The organism is Streptomyces sp. TG1A-8 (genome assembly GCF_030499535.1).
In the GTDB taxonomy this organism is placed as follows: Bacteria; Actinomycetota; Actinomycetes; order Streptomycetales; family Streptomycetaceae; genus Streptomyces.
Genome location: NZ_JASTLB010000001.1, coordinates 6,174,628 through 6,189,002, shown reverse-complemented (window position 1 = coordinate 6,189,002; position 14,375 = coordinate 6,174,628). Strand labels below are relative to the sequence as shown.

At 72.3% G+C, this 14,375-nt stretch carries 11 protein-coding genes; 7 read left to right on the top strand and 4 right to left on the bottom strand.

From position 1 onward, the window contains the following. Positions 1–39: 39 nt before the first annotated feature. Complete coding sequence (locus tag QQY24_RS27285) at positions 40–1,848, bottom strand: ABC transporter ATP-binding protein (RefSeq protein ID WP_301975367.1); 1,809 nt, start codon at positions 1,846–1,848, stop codon at positions 40–42. A gap of 114 nt (positions 1,849–1,962) precedes the next feature. Here QQY24_RS27285 and QQY24_RS27280 point away from each other — a divergent pair, with 114 nt between their 5' ends. Then, a complete protein-coding gene (locus QQY24_RS27280) occupies positions 1,963–2,412 on the top strand; it encodes a MarR family winged helix-turn-helix transcriptional regulator (protein WP_301975365.1) in 450 nt (149 codons plus the stop codon). Between the two features lie 771 nt (positions 2,413–3,183). Here QQY24_RS27280 and QQY24_RS27275 read toward each other — a convergent pair. Continuing rightward, positions 3,184–3,894, bottom strand: coding sequence for a L,D-transpeptidase family protein (locus tag QQY24_RS27275; RefSeq protein ID WP_301976368.1), 711 nt, complete (start codon positions 3,892–3,894; stop codon positions 3,184–3,186). Positions 3,895–4,229: 335 nt separating this feature from the next. On the opposite strand from QQY24_RS27275, the gene QQY24_RS27270 reads away from it, so the two are divergent. The 4 genes from QQY24_RS27270 to QQY24_RS27255 all read left to right on the top strand — a co-directional run bounded on the left by QQY24_RS27270 (position 4,230) and on the right by QQY24_RS27255 (position 8,938). Then, positions 4,230–6,116: an ABC transporter ATP-binding protein gene (locus QQY24_RS27270; protein WP_301975364.1), complete on the top strand. Its 1,887-nt coding sequence runs from the start codon at positions 4,230–4,232 to the stop codon at positions 6,114–6,116. Next, positions 6,113–7,894: an ABC transporter ATP-binding protein gene (locus QQY24_RS27265; protein ID WP_301975363.1), complete on the top strand. Its 1,782-nt coding sequence runs from the start codon at positions 6,113–6,115 to the stop codon at positions 7,892–7,894. Before QQY24_RS27270 ends, QQY24_RS27265 begins: the two co-directional genes overlap by 4 nt. 267 nt (positions 7,895–8,161) lie before the next feature. Next, on the top strand, positions 8,162–8,632 hold the full coding sequence (locus tag QQY24_RS27260) for a DUF5709 domain-containing protein (RefSeq protein WP_301975361.1): 471 nt from the start codon (positions 8,162–8,164) through the stop codon (positions 8,630–8,632). Positions 8,633–8,674: 42 nt separating this feature from the next. Next, complete coding sequence (locus tag QQY24_RS27255) at positions 8,675–8,938, top strand: type B 50S ribosomal protein L31 (protein ID WP_301975360.1); 264 nt, start codon at positions 8,675–8,677, stop codon at positions 8,936–8,938. 14 nt (positions 8,939–8,952) lie between these two features. Here the strand turns inward: QQY24_RS27255 and QQY24_RS27250 are convergent, their stop codons facing one another. Continuing rightward, positions 8,953–9,747: a metal-dependent hydrolase gene (locus QQY24_RS27250; RefSeq protein WP_301975359.1), complete on the bottom strand. Its 795-nt coding sequence runs from the start codon at positions 9,745–9,747 to the stop codon at positions 8,953–8,955. 145 nt (positions 9,748–9,892) lie between these two features. Between QQY24_RS27250 and QQY24_RS27245 the strand changes: the two genes are divergently transcribed. Together QQY24_RS27245 and QQY24_RS27240 are read left to right on the top strand one after the other, a co-directional pair. Beyond that, positions 9,893–12,406, top strand: coding sequence for a DEAD/DEAH box helicase (locus QQY24_RS27245; RefSeq protein ID WP_301975357.1), 2,514 nt, complete (start codon positions 9,893–9,895; stop codon positions 12,404–12,406). 19 nt (positions 12,407–12,425) lie between these two features. After that, positions 12,426–13,295 carry an acyl-CoA thioesterase II gene (locus QQY24_RS27240; RefSeq protein WP_301975356.1) on the top strand — a complete coding sequence of 290 codons (870 nt, stop codon included), beginning with the start codon at positions 12,426–12,428 and terminating at the stop codon, positions 13,293–13,295. Here QQY24_RS27240 and QQY24_RS27235 read toward each other — a convergent pair. Then, positions 13,282–14,289: a DUF6397 family protein gene (locus tag QQY24_RS27235; RefSeq protein WP_301975355.1), complete on the bottom strand. Its 1,008-nt coding sequence runs from the start codon at positions 14,287–14,289 to the stop codon at positions 13,282–13,284. The two genes, QQY24_RS27240 and QQY24_RS27235, sit on opposite strands and share 14 nt — an antisense overlap. Between the last annotated feature and the right edge of the window lie 86 nt (positions 14,290–14,375).

Genomic DNA, 14,375 nt, shown 5'->3' with positions numbered 1-14,375 from the left:
GCACGGTAATACGCGTACGCCCACAAACCCGGCATATCGTCAACTCGTCGGCGCCAGTTGTGCGTCCCGGCGCACCAGGGCCGCGTACCGCCCGCCCCGCTCCAGCAGTTCCTCGTGCGTGCCGCGCTCGGCGACCCGTCCGGAGTCCAGGACCACGATCTGGTCGGCGCCGCGGACGGTGGACAGCCGGTGGGCGATGGTGACGGTCGTCCGGTTGGCCGACAGCGCGTCGATGGCCTCCTGCACGGCGGCCTCGGTCCGGGTGTCCAGGGCGCTGGTCGCCTCGTCGAGGATGAGGACCGGGGGGTCGCGCAGGATGGTGCGGGCTATGGCCAGGCGCTGCTTCTCGCCGCCGGAGAAGCGGTGGCCGCGTTCGCCGACGACCGTGTCGTAGCCGTCGGGCAGCGCGGCGATGTGGTCGTGGATCTGGGCGGCCCGGGCCGCCGCGTGCAGTTCCTCGTCGGTGGCGTCCGGCTTGGCGAAGCGCAGGTTGTCGGCGACCGTGGCGTGGAAGAGGTACGTCTCCTGCGAGACGACGCCGACCGCGCGTGCGAGGGTGTCGAAGTCGAGGTCGCGGACGTCGACCCCGTCCAGGGTGACGCGGCCGGCGGTGACGTCGTAGAGGCGGGGCACCAGGTAGCCGAGCGTGGACTTGCCGGCGCCGGTCGGGCCGACGACGGCGAGGCTGCGCCCGGCGGGCACGGTGATGTCGACCCCGTCGAGGACGGCGCGGTCCTCGTCCTCGACGCCGTAGCGGAACGCGACGTTCTCGAACCGCACTTCGCCCTTGATCCGGTCGAGGCGGACCGGACGCTCGCGCTCGGTGATGTCGACGGGCAGGTCCAGGTACTCGAAGATGCGCTGGAAGAGCGCCAGGGAGGTCTGGATCTGGACGCCGGTCGCCAGCAGGCTGACGGCCGGGCGGAACAGGCCCTGCTGGAGCGAGACGAAGGCGACGATCGTGCCGAGCGAGACCTTCGGTCCGCCGAACTGCAGGGCGAGACCCGCGGTCCAGTAGATGACGGCGGGCATCGCGGCCATGACGACCGTGATCACGGCCATGCGCCAGCGGCCGGCCATGTTCGACCGCACCTCGAGGTCGACCAGGCGCTCGGACTCCTGCGCGAAGCCCGCGGTGAGCGAGTCGGAGCGGCCCATCGTGCGGCCGAGCAGGATGCCGCTGACGGACAGCGACTCGGTGACCGTCGCGGCCATCGCGGCCATCTGCTTCTGCCGCTGGGCGGTGATCCTCTTGCGTTCGTTGCCGACGCGGCGGCTGATCCACACGAACGCCGGCAGCAGGAGCAGCGAGACGACCGTCAGCCGCCAGTCGAGTGCGGCCATCGCGACGACCGTGGCGACGACGCTCGTCGCGTTGGAGACCAGGGAGGTGGCGGTGGAGGTGACGGTGGCCTGCATGCCGCCGATGTCGTTGGCGATGCGGGACTGCACCTCACCGGTGCGGGTGCGGGTGAAGAAGGCGAGCGACATGCGCTGCAGGCGGCCGTAGACGGCCGTGCGCAGGTCGTGCATGACGCGCTGGCCCACGGTGGTCGAGATCAGCGTCTGCAGCACGCCGAAGACGCTGGAGAGGACCGCGCTGAGGATCATGCCGAGAGCCAGCAGGCTCAGCAGCCCGGTCCGGCCGTCGGGGATCGCGACGTCCAGGATCTCCCTGAGGAGGAACGGCGTGGCCACCGAGACCAGCGAGGAGGCACCGACCAGCAGGCCGACGACGGCGAGCCGCGCGCGGTAGGGACGGAAGAGCTTCAGGATGCGGCGCACCTGCCGGGGCTGTTCTCCCGCGTCGGGAGGTGGGGTCCAGGAGGGTTCGCGGTCGGGGTGCATGGGCTCCTACGGAGACGGACGGGTGCCGGTGCGGGGCGGACCGGCGGTGGCTGACGGATCCTAGCTCATTGTTACCTATGCTCACAATGAACGGCATCCTGATATTGTTCCCGCATGACCACCCCCGATCCCGACAGCCTGCTCGCCGAGCAGTTGCTGCGGCTCACCCGCCGGGTGCACCGGATCCAGAAGCACCACCTCGAACAGCGCGACCTGGGCGTCACCCCCGCCCAGTCCCGGCTGCTGCGCACCCTCGCGCACTACGGCTCGCCCCCGCGCATGGCGGACCTGGCCGAGCGCCTGGAGGTGGTACCGCGGGCCGTGACCACCCTGGTCGACGGACTGGAGGCCAGCGGCATGGTGCGGCGCGTGGCGGACCCGGCGAACCGCCGGGTGACCCGGATCGAGCTGACGGACGAGGGACGCGCGACCCTGCGGGAGCTGCGCGGGGCGCGCCGGTCCGCGGCCGAGGAGATACTCGCCCCGCTCACGGAGAAGGAGCGCGCGGTGCTCGGGGTCCTGCTGGACACGCTGGTCGACACGGAGGTGTCCAAGCGCTGCTGAGACGCGCACGCGCTCCCGCGCCGCGAAGGCGGAGCGGGGAGCGCGTGCGGACGTCCCCCAGCAGCGGCCGCGGCCCTGCGTCGGCACGCCCCGCACGGTGGCCGGCGAGCGGTCGCGGCAGCCGTCCGAGCCGTACCGACGGCCGCGGCCCCGTCCATCGTGCGGGCGCGGCGCGTGTGCGCGGTCCGCACGGCGGGGTCGTGTCCGCCGGCGGTGACACCCTCGTCGTCCGTCCCGGTCGCCTCGGCCCGTGCGTGTCCTCTCCGCCGGTCCAGCGGCGCCCGAGGTGTTCGCGAGGGTGCGGGTGACGGTGGTGGCCGGGCGGCCGCGCGAGGTGTCGAGGCGGCCGGGACGGACGAGGAGGGTGTCCGGCCGCGGCGTCGACGCGCTTGTCCGCACCGGGCGTGTACGCCGGGGAGTCGACGAGGCCGCCCGGTGCCCGGCGGAGGTGGCCCCGGAACCGGGTCCGCGCGAGGGCGATCCGGCAGGACTTGGCATGGGGCAGGCCTGCGGGCGGCGCCGCGGTCACCGGGTCGCGCCAGTCGGTGCCGGACCCGCCGGGGACGTCGGCGGCCTGCGCGGCGGCCCCGGTACCGAAGGACGCGCCCATCAGGAGGTTCGCCCCGGCGAGCATGAGCATGGCCATCCGTCGTCCCATGGGCGGTGCTCCACGGGCGGACGGCACCGCCCCGCAACGAGGCCCGCCCCGGCCGGACCGAAGACGGCCGGGACGGCAAGCGGCGGGCCGGGGACCGCCGTGCGGGTGCGGCATCAGGCGTGCAGTGTCCGCCGGTCACCCATGACGATCACCGGGTGCCGGGCGGGGTCGAGCGTGCGCAGCAGGTATCGCATGGCCTCCCGGGAGACGCTGACACAGGCGGAGGTGCCGCCGCCGTGGTCCAGGTGCAGCCAGATGCCACCGCCCTTCTCCTCGCCCAGGGGGAGGGTGCCGTCGTGCGGCGGGGTGCCCGGGAGCCGGTTGTAGTCGATGGCGATGACGTAGTCGAAGTCGTGCTGGTGCGCCCTGTCCCAGGCGTCCGGGGGTGCGTAGGCGTTCTCGTCCTGGTCGTACGGGAGCCTGGCGCCCGGGTCCGCGAGCACGCCGCCCGCGGCGGAGAGGGTGAACACGCCGATCGGGCTGCGCTCGTCCCCCATCCGGTGATCGCTAGTCCAGCCCTTCCGGCCGTTGTGGGCGGGCCAACTGCCCGCCGGACGCCACTCGGCACCGCGCCGGGTGTACAGCACGACCGTGGAGTCGGCCGAATCCCTGCCCTCCCCGTACACGGCCACGACCTGGCTCGAGCCGGCGGGGATCCGCCGGTGCACACGGTCGCCGATACCCGGCACGCGCGTCGGCTCCGGTGCCGGAACGGCCGGCGCGGACGGGCTCCCGGCGATCCGGCCGCGGGGGCCGGACGCGCTGCCGGGGTGGGCCGGGCCGCCGCACCCGGAGAGGGTCGAGAGGAGGGTTCCCAGGGCCATCACCGCGACCGTCCTGCGGCGCACACTGTCGATCTTCACCCGGCCATGGTGGCATCATGTTCCCATCGATTGTGCGATCTTCCGGACATTCACCGTTTCGGATGATGAATGTTCGCCGTGCCGGACCACGGGGCCGCAGCGCGACCGCCCGTCCCGGCCGACGGCGCGCAAGACGGCCGCACCGGCCCGGAGCCGGTGGCCCTGGCCGGAAGCCGGTGGATCGCGACGGCGCCAGGAAAAACCGTTTGAAATTCACCGCCGGGCGACGCGACCCTTGCACGGCTTGTTGCCGCCCTCCCCCTCCCCCTCTCCCTGACACGAGCCCCTGGGACGTCATGCAGATTCAAGACCTTCCGTACCCCGACCCGGGCGTGCCGGACGTGCGTTCGGGCCCTCGCTTCCTGTGGTGGCTCTGGCGCAACCAGCTGGGCGGACAGATCAGGTCACTGGCCTGGGGCGTACTGCACTTCGTCTCGGTCTCCGCGCTTCCCTTCTGCGTCGGTCTGGCCGTCCAGGCGGTCGTCGACCGCTCCGGCACCCGGCTCGCCCTGACGGGTGTCCTGCTGCTGGTGTGCGGCACGGGCATCGCCGTCGGGGACGCGTTCCTGCACCGGGCGGCGGTCACCAACTGGATCACGGCCGCCGCCCGGGTCCAGCAGTTGCTGGCACGCAGGGCGGCCCAGCTGGGCTCCGCGCTGACCCGGCGGGTCGCGGCCGGTGAGGTGGTGGCCGTCTCCACCGGGGACGTGGAGAGGATCGGCTGGTTCGTCGAGGCCCTGTCCCGGTTCACCGCCGCCGCCCTGACCGTCGTCGTGGTCTGCGTGGGCCTGCTCGCCTACCAGCCGGCCCTCGGCGTGGTCGTCGCCGTGGGCCTGCCGGTCGTGGCGCTCGCGGTGCTGCCCCTGCTGCCCCGGGCGACCCGCCGCGCCGACGTCCAGCGCGAGAAGGCCGGCCGCGCCACCGAGCTGGCCTCGGACACCGTCGCCGGACTGCGCGTGCTGCGCGGCATCGGCGGCGAGGAACTCTTCCTCGACCGCTACCGCCACGCCTCGCAGGAGGTACGCCACGCGGCCGTGCGCAGCGCCCGGATGTGGTCGCTGATCTCCGCGATACAGGTACTGCTGCCCGGGCTGCTGCTGATCGCGGTCGTCTGGCACGGCATCCACCTGGCCCGTCAGGGCCGCATCACGGTCGGCGAACTCGTCACGGTCTACAGCGCGGTCATGGTCCTCAACTACCCACTGCGGCACTTCGAGGAAATCGCGATGGCGTACTCCTTCTCGCGTCCCTCGGCCCGGCGGGCCGCGCGCGTGCTGTCACTGGAGCGGGCCACGGACACCGGCGGCTCCCGGGAAGCCGCCGTGCCCGACGGCGACCTGTACGACCCCCTCACCGGTCTACTCGCCGCCGCCGGCCGGTTCACGGCCGTGGTCTGCGGCGACCCGGACGCGGCCGGGCGGCTCGCGGAACGGCTGGGCGGCCATCCCACCGAGCCCGGCCCCTCGGTGCTGCTCGGCGGGGTGCCGCTCGACGAACTGCCCCTCGACTCCGCACGCGCCGCCGTCCTCGTCCAGGACAAGGACCCGGTGCTGCTCTCCGGCTCGCTGCGCGACCTGCTCGACGTGCCCGCATCCGGTGCCGTACGCGCCGAGGACGCCCTGGCGGCCGCACAGTGCGAGGACGTCCTCGACGCGCTGGTCCAGGGTTCACTGGCCGCCGACGACCCGATGGACGCCCGCATCACCGAACGGGGCCGCTCCCTGTCGGGCGGCCAGCGACAGCGGCTCGCGCTGGCCCGGTCCCTCGTCACCGACCCCGGGGTACTGGTTCTGGACGAGCCGACCTCCGCGGTCGACTCGCACACCGAGGCCCGGATCGCGGAGGGACTGCGCGGGTTGCGCTCGGGGCGGACGACGGTGGTGTTCACCTCCTCGCCCCTTCTGCTGGACCGTGCGGACCGGGTCGCCCTCGTCCATGACGGTGAGGTCGTGGCGGTCGGCCCGCACCGCGAACTGCTCGACGCCGACCCGCGGTACCGCGCCGTGGTGACGCGGGAGACCGAGGACGAGAGGGACACCGCCGTCGCCGCATCCGCGTCGGCCGGGACCGGTACCCGCGAAACCCCGGGCAGGGCCGGTGCGGCGGGCACGTTGGACGCGGCCGACGAGGACGCCCTGCTGGGCACTCTCGGAGAACTGGAAGAGATCGAGGAGAGCGCATGATCGGCGTTGCGCCGCCGGCGTACGACCCGGCGACCCCGACGACCGCCACCACGCTGCCCGTCGGTGCGAGCGCCACCGTGCGCGCCTACGTGAGCGAGCTGTTCCGCCGGCACCGCCGGGCGTTCCTGCTCCTCATCGCCGTCAACACCGTGGCCGTCGCCGCCTCCATGGTGGGCCCGTACCTGCTCGGCGGCCTCGTCGAGCGCGTCTCGGACCGGACGCGCGACGTGAACCTCGGTCTGACGGCGGGGCTGTTCCTGCTCGCGCTGGTCGTGCAGGCCGCCTTCGTGCGGCAGGTGCGCCTGCGGGGCGCGGTGCTCGGCGAGCGGATGCTGGCCGACCTGCGCGAGGACTTCCTCGTCCGCTCGGTGGGGCTGCCCCCGGGTGTGCTGGAGCGGGCCGGAACGGGTGACCTGCTCTCCCGCATCACCACCGACATCGACCGTCTCGCCAACGCCATGCGGGAAGCCGTGCCGCAGCTGGCCATCGGTGCCGTGTGGGCCCTGCTGCTGCTCGGCGGACTCGTCGTGACGGCCCCGCCCCTGGCGGCCGCCGTGCTGCTCGCGGTGCCGGTGCTGGTGGCGGGCTGCCGCTGGTACTTCAAGCGGGCCCCCTCCGGATACCGCTCGGAGGCCGCCGGGTACGCCGCCGTCGCCGCCGCGCTCGCCGAGACCGTGGACGCCGGCCACACCATCGAGGCACACCGCCTGGGTGGGCGCCGCATCGCCCTGTCGGAGCGGCGGATCAAGGAGTGGACCGCGTGGGAGCGGTACACCCTCTGGCTGCGGTCCGTGCTCTTCCCCGTCATCAACGCCGTCCACGTCATCGTGCTCGGCTCCGCCCTCATGGTCGGCGGCGCCTTCGTCCTGCGCGGCTGGATCGGCGTGGGCCAGCTGACCACGGGTGCGCTCATCGCGCAGATGCTCGTCGACCCGGTGAACCTGATCCTGCGCTGGTACGACGAGGTGCAGGTCGCCCAGGTGTCGCTGGCCCGGCTGGTCGGTGTCCGTGACATCGAGCCGGACGCCGGGGACGCCTCGCTGCTCCCGGACGGCCGCGACGTGCACGCCGACCGGGTGCACTTCGGTTACCGGGAGGGCGTCGACGTGCTGCGCGAGGTCTCCCTCGCGGTCGCACCGGGCACCCGGGTGGCCCTGGTCGGCCCCTCCGGCGCCGGCAAGTCCACGCTGGGCAGGCTGCTCGCCGGCATCTACGCGCCCCGGTCCGGCCGCATCACCCTGGGCGGCGCCGAACTGTCCCGGATGCCCGCGGAGCGCGTCCGCTCCCACGTCGCCCTCGTCAATCAGGAGCACCACGTCTTCGTCGGATCCCTGCGCGACAACCTGCTGCTGGCCCGTAGCGGAGCGCAGGACGCCGAGCTGTGGGCGGCGCTCGGCGCGGTGGACGCGGACGGCTGGGCCCGTGCGCTGGACGACGGCCTGGACACCGAGGTCGGATCCGGGGGACTGGCGCTGACCCCGGCGCAGGCCCAGCAGATCGCCCTGGCCCGGCTGGTCCTGGCCGACCCGCACACGCTGGTCCTGGACGAGGCGACCTCGCTGCTCGACCCGCGGGCGGCACGCCACCTGGAACACTCGCTGGCCCGTGTCCTGGACGGCCGCACGGTGATCGCCATCGCACACCGCCTGCACACCGCCCACGACGCGGACGTGATCGCCGTCGTGGAGAACGGCCGTGTCAGCGAACTCGGCAGCCACCGGGACCTGGTCGCGGCGGAAGGCGCCTACGCGGCACTGTGGCGGTCCTGGCACGGGTGAGGGCGTGTGGGTGAGCACCGCGGCGGGGCGCGCGGGCAGGCTCCGGCAAGCGCGCACGGGCGCGTCCGCGCCTCGGTGTGCGGGACGGGGGCGGGTGGCGTGCCGTTGCGCGGTCCCGAGCCGGGGTGGAAGGGTGGAAGGCGGCACCGGCCCGTGGAGCGCCTCGCGACCGCCACCCACGCGTGGCGTGTACCGCCCGCCGGGCACGCCGGCGGCCCGCCGCCCCTCGCGGGGGCGCGAGGCCGTCCTCACCACCTGGAGGTACCCGTGAACAGCGCCGCCGGATGGGGGGACGACGTCTACCAGCCCGATCCCTCGGAGATCGCGGAGGACTCGGGGGTGCTCGACTTGGAGGACACGCTGGATGCCGACGGCGTCGACAACCCTCTCGACCGCGGCTGGTCCCCGCCCGAACGCCCCTGGGCGGTGGAGCACACCGGAGTGACGGCTCGTGAACGCCTGACCGGGGAGACGCTGGACCAGCGCCTCGCCGAGGAACTGCCCGACGTCGCCGCCGTCGGCGGGGACGGCCTGGGTGACTGCGACGGCACCGACGGGGAACTCCTGGACAACGAGGTCGGCGATGTCCGTTCCGGCCGCCTGGTCGCGCCCGACGAGGGGGTGCACGAGGACGAGGAGAGCGCTCTTGTCGCCACCGATGTCGGCATCGACGGCGCGGCGGCCTCCGCCGAGGAAGCCGCCGTGCACGTCGTCGACGAGGACTCGCTCCCCGGCTGAACCGGACGCCCCCTGCCCGACCGCCCCGTACGAGGAGCCGCCATGCAGCAGGACAAACACCCCGACTACCACCCCGTGGTCTTCCGCGACCGCGCCGCCGGTTACGCGTTCCTCACCCGGTCCACCGCGCGCAGCGAGCAGTCGATCGAGTGGGACGACGGCGAAACCTACCCGGTGATCGACGTCGAGATCTCCTCCGAGAGCCACCCCTTCTACACGGGCAAGTCCCGCACGGTGGACACCGAGGGCCGGGTCGCCCGGTTCGAACGCCGGTACGGCGGTGCGGGCGCGGACGAGACGACCTGACGGGGAGGGAGGTGTCAGATCACGTTGAGGGCCGCCGCGCAGCCCACTCCGCCGAGCAGCATGAACACGGGCATCAGCACCCTCAGCTCGACCCAGCTGCCCGCGCGGAACCGCATCGCCTTCGGCGGCCCCAGCGGGTACCAGCGCTTGCGGCCCACCGGAATCGGCCACAGGATCGGGCAGCCCGACACCGTCAGCGCGTCCCCGATGTCGTGCACCAGCGCGCCGAGCACGATCGGCAGTCCCAGCCACAGGTACTGCTGCCCCGGCGCGGTGAACAGCCAGTGGGAGCCGTTGCCCGGCTTGTCCAGGACACCGGCGAGGATCCACGCACTGGTCGCCGCGAGCAGCCAGACCAGGACGTCGCTGCTGGAGCCCCGGGCGGCCCGCCACAACAGGCCCTCGATGGCCAGCACCAAATGCGCGAACAGGATCGCCAGCACCGCCCAGCGGCCCCCGGTGATCGCTGCCGCCGAGCAGCCCGCGCCGATGAGGACCGCCCACAGCCAGGTGTGGGTGAGGGTGCGGTGCCCGCCGGAGCGGCGCGGGTCGCCCTGTTTCCTGGTCGCCTTGTAGACGGCGTACGACAGCTTGTCGACTATCTCGCAGATCCAGCGCGAGAGCGGGCCGAAGGCCCGGGAGATGGTGGCCGCCTTGTGGTCGAGGTCCGGGGCGAGTGCGGCACCGGCACAGATCAGGGAGCCGGCGAGCAGAACCGGCCAGGGCATCGGGTGACCGGCCGCGGTGGCTGCCGCCCCGACGCCCAGCCAGGCAGCGGCCCCCGACAGTGAGTGTGCTGGTCCCATCATGGCCGCTTCCCGCCCCATTCCTCGTGTGCCGCTGTCCAGTTGGCCCGGCGCACCGGCCCTCCGCCGGCGACACAGCGTAGCTGCCATGATCTTCGTGCTCGCAGCCGATTCCCTTCCGGGGGAGAAGGCCAGGCAAGATGGGGGCGTGACCCTCATCGATCAGCTGCCGCCGACCGCCGACCCCGACGCCCTGTACGAAGCCTTCGAGTCGTGGGCCCAGGAGCGCGGTCTCACGCTCTACCCCCACCAGGAGGAGGCGCTGATCGAGGTGGTCTCCGGGGCGAACGTGATCGTTTCGACGCCCACCGGTTCCGGCAAGAGCATGATCGCCGCGGGCGCCCACTTCGCCGCGCTGGCCCGCGACGAGGTCACCTTCTACACGGCTCCCATCAAAGCGTTGGTGTCGGAGAAGTTCTTCGAGCTGTGCAAGCTCTTCGGCACCGAGAACGTCGGCATGCTCACCGGCGACGCCTCCGTGAACGCCGATGCTCCCGTGATCTGCTGCACCGCCGAGGTGCTGGCGTCCATCGCGCTGCGCGACGGCAAGCACGCCGACGTCGGCCAGGTCGTGATGGACGAGTTCCACTTCTACGCGGAGGGCGACCGCGGCTGGGCGTGGCAGATCCCGCTGCTGGAACTCCCGCAGGCTCAGTTCATCCTGATGTCGGCGACCCTGGGTGACGTGTCCTTCTTCGAGAAGGACCTCAGCCGCCGCACCGGCCGCCCGACCTCGGTGGTCCGATCGGCCACCCGCCCGGTGCCCCTCTCCTACGAGTACCGGCTCACCCCGCTCACCGAGACCCTCACCGAGCTGCTGGAGAGCCGGCAGGCTCCCGTCTACATCGTGCACTTCACCCAGGCGCAGGCCGTGGAGCGGGCGCAGGCGCTGATGAGCATCAACATGTGCTCGCGCGAGGAGAAGGACCGGATCGCCGAGCTGATCGGCAACTTCCGCTTCACCACCAAGTTCGGCCGCAACCTCTCCCGTTACGTCCGCCACGGCATCGGCGTCCACCACGCCGGGATGCTGCCCAAGTACCGGCGCCTGGTGGAGAAGCTGGCCCAGGCCGGCCTGCTGAAGGTCATCTGCGGCACGGACACGCTCGGTGTGGGGGTCAACGTGCCCATCCGGACCGTCCTGTTCACGGCCCTGACCAAGTACGACGGCAGCCGGGTGCGCACCCTGCGCGCCCGCGAGTTCCACCAGATCGCGGGCCGGGCCGGGCGGGCCGGCTTCGACACGGCGGGACTCGTCGTCGCGCAGGCGCCCGAGCATGTGATCGAGAACGAGAAGGCCCTCGCGAAGGCGGGCGACGACCCCAAGAAGCGGCGCAAGGTGGTGCGCAAGAAGGCACCGGAGGGCTTCGTCGGCTGGACGGAGAACACCTTCGACAAGCTGATCGTCTCCGAGCCGGAGCCGCTGACCTCGCGGTTCCGGGTCACGCACACGATGCTGCTGTCGGTCATCGCCCGGCCGGGCAACGCCTTCGAGGCCATGCGCCATCTCCTGGAGGACAACCACGAGCCCCGCAAGCAGCAGCTCCGGCACATCCGGCGCGCGATCGCGATCTACCGTTCGCTGCTGGACGGCGGGATCGTGGAGAAACTCGACAAGCCCGACGCCGAAGGCCGCATCGCGCGGCTCACGGTCGACCTCCAGCAGGACTTCGCGCTCAACCAGCCGCTGTCCACCTTCGCACTCGCCGCGTTCGAACTCCTCGACCCGGAGTCGCCGTCCTACGCCCTCGACATGGTGTCCGTGGTGGAGTCCACGCTGGACGACCCGCGGCAGATCCTGGCCGCCCAGCAGAACAAGGCCCGTGGTGAGGCCGTCGCCGCGATGAAGGCGGACGGGGTCGAGTACGAGGAGCGTATGGAGCGCCTCCAGGGCATCACCTACCCGAAGCCGCTGGAGGAACTGCTCTTCCACGCGTACAACACCTACCGCAAGAGCCACCCGTGGGTCGGCGACCACCCGCTCTCGCCGAAGTCGGTCGTCCGTGACATGTACGAACGAGCGCTGTCGTTCACGGAGCTGGTGTCCTTCTACGAGCTGGCCCGCACCGAGGGCATCGTGCTGCGCTACCTCGCCGGTGCCTACAAGACCCTCGACCACACCATTCCGGACGACCTGAAGTCCGATGACCTGCAGGACCTGATCGAATGGCTCGGCGAGATGGTCCGCCAGGTGGACTCCAGCCTGCTGGACGAGTGGGAGCAGCTGGCCAACCCGGAGGAGATGACCGTCGAGGAGGCCCAGGAGAGGGCCGACGAGGTCAAGCCGGTCACCACCAATGCGCGCGCCTTCCGGGTGCTGGTGCGCAACGCCCTGTTCCGCCGCGTGGAACTGGCCGCGCTGGACCAGGTCGGGGAACTCGGCGAGATGGACGCCGAGTCCGGCTGGGACGCCGAGGCGTGGGGCGAGGCGATGGACAAGTACTGGGACGAGTACGACGACCTCGGCACCGGCCCCGACGCCCGTGGCCCCAAGCTGCTGGTCATCAAGGAGGAGCCGGAGAACGGTCTGTGGCGCGTCCGCCAGATCTTCGACGATCCGAACGGCGATCACGACTGGGGCATCAGCGCGGAGATCGACCTCGCGGCCTCCGACGCCGAGGGCCGTGCGATCGTGCGCGTCACCGACGTCGGCCAGTTGTGACCACAGGAGAATCCCCCCGATGACGACGAACCCGGCCGAGCGACTGGTCGACCTGCTCGACCTGGAACAGATCGAGGTCAACATCTTCCGCGGCCGAAGTCCCGAGGAGTCCCTGCAGCGGGTCTTCGGCGGCCAGGTGGCGGGCCAGGCGCTCGTCGCCGCCGGGCGCACCACGGACGGCGACCGCCCGGTGCACTCGCTGCACGCGTACTTCCTGCGCCCCGGCCGCCCGGGGGTGCCGATCGTGTACCAGGTGGAGCGGGTCCGTGACGGGCGCTCGTTCACCACACGGCGGGTCACGGCCGTGCAGCAGGGACGCACGATCTTCAATCTGACCGCCTCCTTTCACAAGCCCGAGGAAGGACCGTTCGAGCACCAGCTGCCGTCGGCCCGCGACGTCCCGGACCCGGAATCCCTGCCGACGGTCTCCGACGAGATCCGCAAGCACCTGGGCGCACTGCCGGAGCAGCTGGAGCGGATGGCGCGCCGCCAGCCGTTCGACATCCGCTACGTCGACCGGCTGCGCTGGAGCGCCGAGGAGATACAGGGGGCCGAGCCGCGCAGCGCCGTGTGGATGCGCGCGGTCGGGCAGCTCGGCGACGACCCTCTGGTGCACACCTGCGCCCTGACCTACGCCAGCGACATGACTCTGCTGGACGCGGTGCGTCTGCCGGTCGAACCCCTGTGGGGGCCGCGGAACTTCGACCTGGCCTCACTGGACCACGCCATGTGGTTCCACCGGCCGTTCCGCGCGGACGAGTGGTTCCTGTACGACCAGGAGTCCCCGATCGCCACCGGCGGGCGCGGACTGGCCCGCGGACGCATCTACGACCTGCACGGCCGACTGCTCGTCTCGGTCGTCCAGGAGGGGCTTTTCAGAGCCCTGTAACGCTGGTTCGGACCTCCACGGGCCCGGGGCTTCTGCGGCGCAGCCGGGCGCGCGGCCCGCGAGGCGTTCGCATGCCCCCCGGCACGTTCTCACGGCGGCGGGGTGCGCGCGTAGGAGCAGGTCGCGCCACGCGCTCCGCGTACGGGGTGTGCGTGCACGCGGGAGTCGCCTCGTGCCGGGCGGAAGACGACGCCGCGGGCTCGGCGTGGTGGCCGGCCGGGCATGGACCGGGCACGTGCGTGCGCGCCTCGTCCATCGCCCGCGTCAGCTCGCTGCGCAGCCAGCGGATTTCGTCCGGGTCCTGCGCCGTGACAAGTTGTTCGACGAGGTGGGCATTGGCTGTTCCCGGGGTACCGCGGCCGGGGAAAGCGGGCCGGAAGCGGTTCAGTCGAGCCCGTTCACCGGCGCCTTCGACGATGTCCGCGACATCGGAAGGCGCGAGCAGGGCCGCGACGGCTCCGGCCCGCGCCCACGGATCCTCAGCCCGCCGTAGCAGGATCCCCAGCTGCCGACCGCGCCAGTTGCGGGCACGCAGGTCCACTCCGACCGTCAACTGACCTCGCAGGATCTCCGGCGTGCGACCTCCGAGCAGGCGCGTGTTCTCGGGGGCGGCCGCGAACTCCCTCAGTTCCTCGGCGAGATAGAGCCAGACCACGGCTCGGTGGCGGTTCGGATAAAAGTGCACCGGCAGGAGCAGGCCCAGACGGGCCAGCCGGGTGAACCTGCCCGGTGGGACACCGAGGAGTTCTGCGCCCTCCGCCGTGCCGACCACTCGCAGGCGGTCACGGAGGGTGCCTGGGAAACCGTCCAGGGCGCGCAACCGGTCGATCTCGGCCTGCTCGACCCGGCGGCTCCCGCTTCCGCCGGACACGATGCGGACCCGGCCGAGGTCGACGGCCAGGGCGAACTCCTCTGGTTTGAGGCCGAGTTCGAGAGCGGCTCGGCTCGGCGTGCGAGTGAGGGCACGGGAAGGGGTGAAGATGATGTCCGGCATGCGTGCGCTCCCCCGTGGAGTCGGTGGCTCACGCTCGGTGCGTTCGCCGTGCACACACGGTAGTCACATCTCTCGATCCCGCGGCG

What these genes read in the sequence shown, in the direction of transcription:
- QQY24_RS27270 (WP_301975364.1), top strand. Translation starts at nt 4,230, where the DNA reads ATGCAGATTCAAGACCTTCCGTACCCCGACCCGGGCGTGCCGGACGTG.
- QQY24_RS27285 (WP_301975367.1), bottom strand. Translation starts at nt 1,848, where the DNA reads ATGCACCCCGACCGCGAACCCTCCTGGACCCCACCTCCCGACGCGGGA.
- QQY24_RS27250 (WP_301975359.1), bottom strand. Translation starts at nt 9,747, where the DNA reads ATGATGGGACCAGCACACTCACTGTCGGGGGCCGCTGCCTGGCTGGGC.
- QQY24_RS27240 (WP_301975356.1), top strand. Translation starts at nt 12,426, where the DNA reads ATGACGACGAACCCGGCCGAGCGACTGGTCGACCTGCTCGACCTGGAA.
- QQY24_RS27235 (WP_301975355.1), bottom strand. Translation starts at nt 14,289, where the DNA reads ATGCCGGACATCATCTTCACCCCTTCCCGTGCCCTCACTCGCACGCCG.
- QQY24_RS27255 (WP_301975360.1), top strand. Translation starts at nt 8,675, where the DNA reads ATGCAGCAGGACAAACACCCCGACTACCACCCCGTGGTCTTCCGCGAC.
- QQY24_RS27275 (WP_301976368.1), bottom strand. Translation starts at nt 3,894, where the DNA reads ATGGCCCTGGGAACCCTCCTCTCGACCCTCTCCGGGTGCGGCGGCCCG.
- QQY24_RS27265 (WP_301975363.1), top strand. Translation starts at nt 6,113, where the DNA reads ATGATCGGCGTTGCGCCGCCGGCGTACGACCCGGCGACCCCGACGACC.
- QQY24_RS27280 (WP_301975365.1), top strand. Translation starts at nt 1,963, where the DNA reads ATGACCACCCCCGATCCCGACAGCCTGCTCGCCGAGCAGTTGCTGCGG.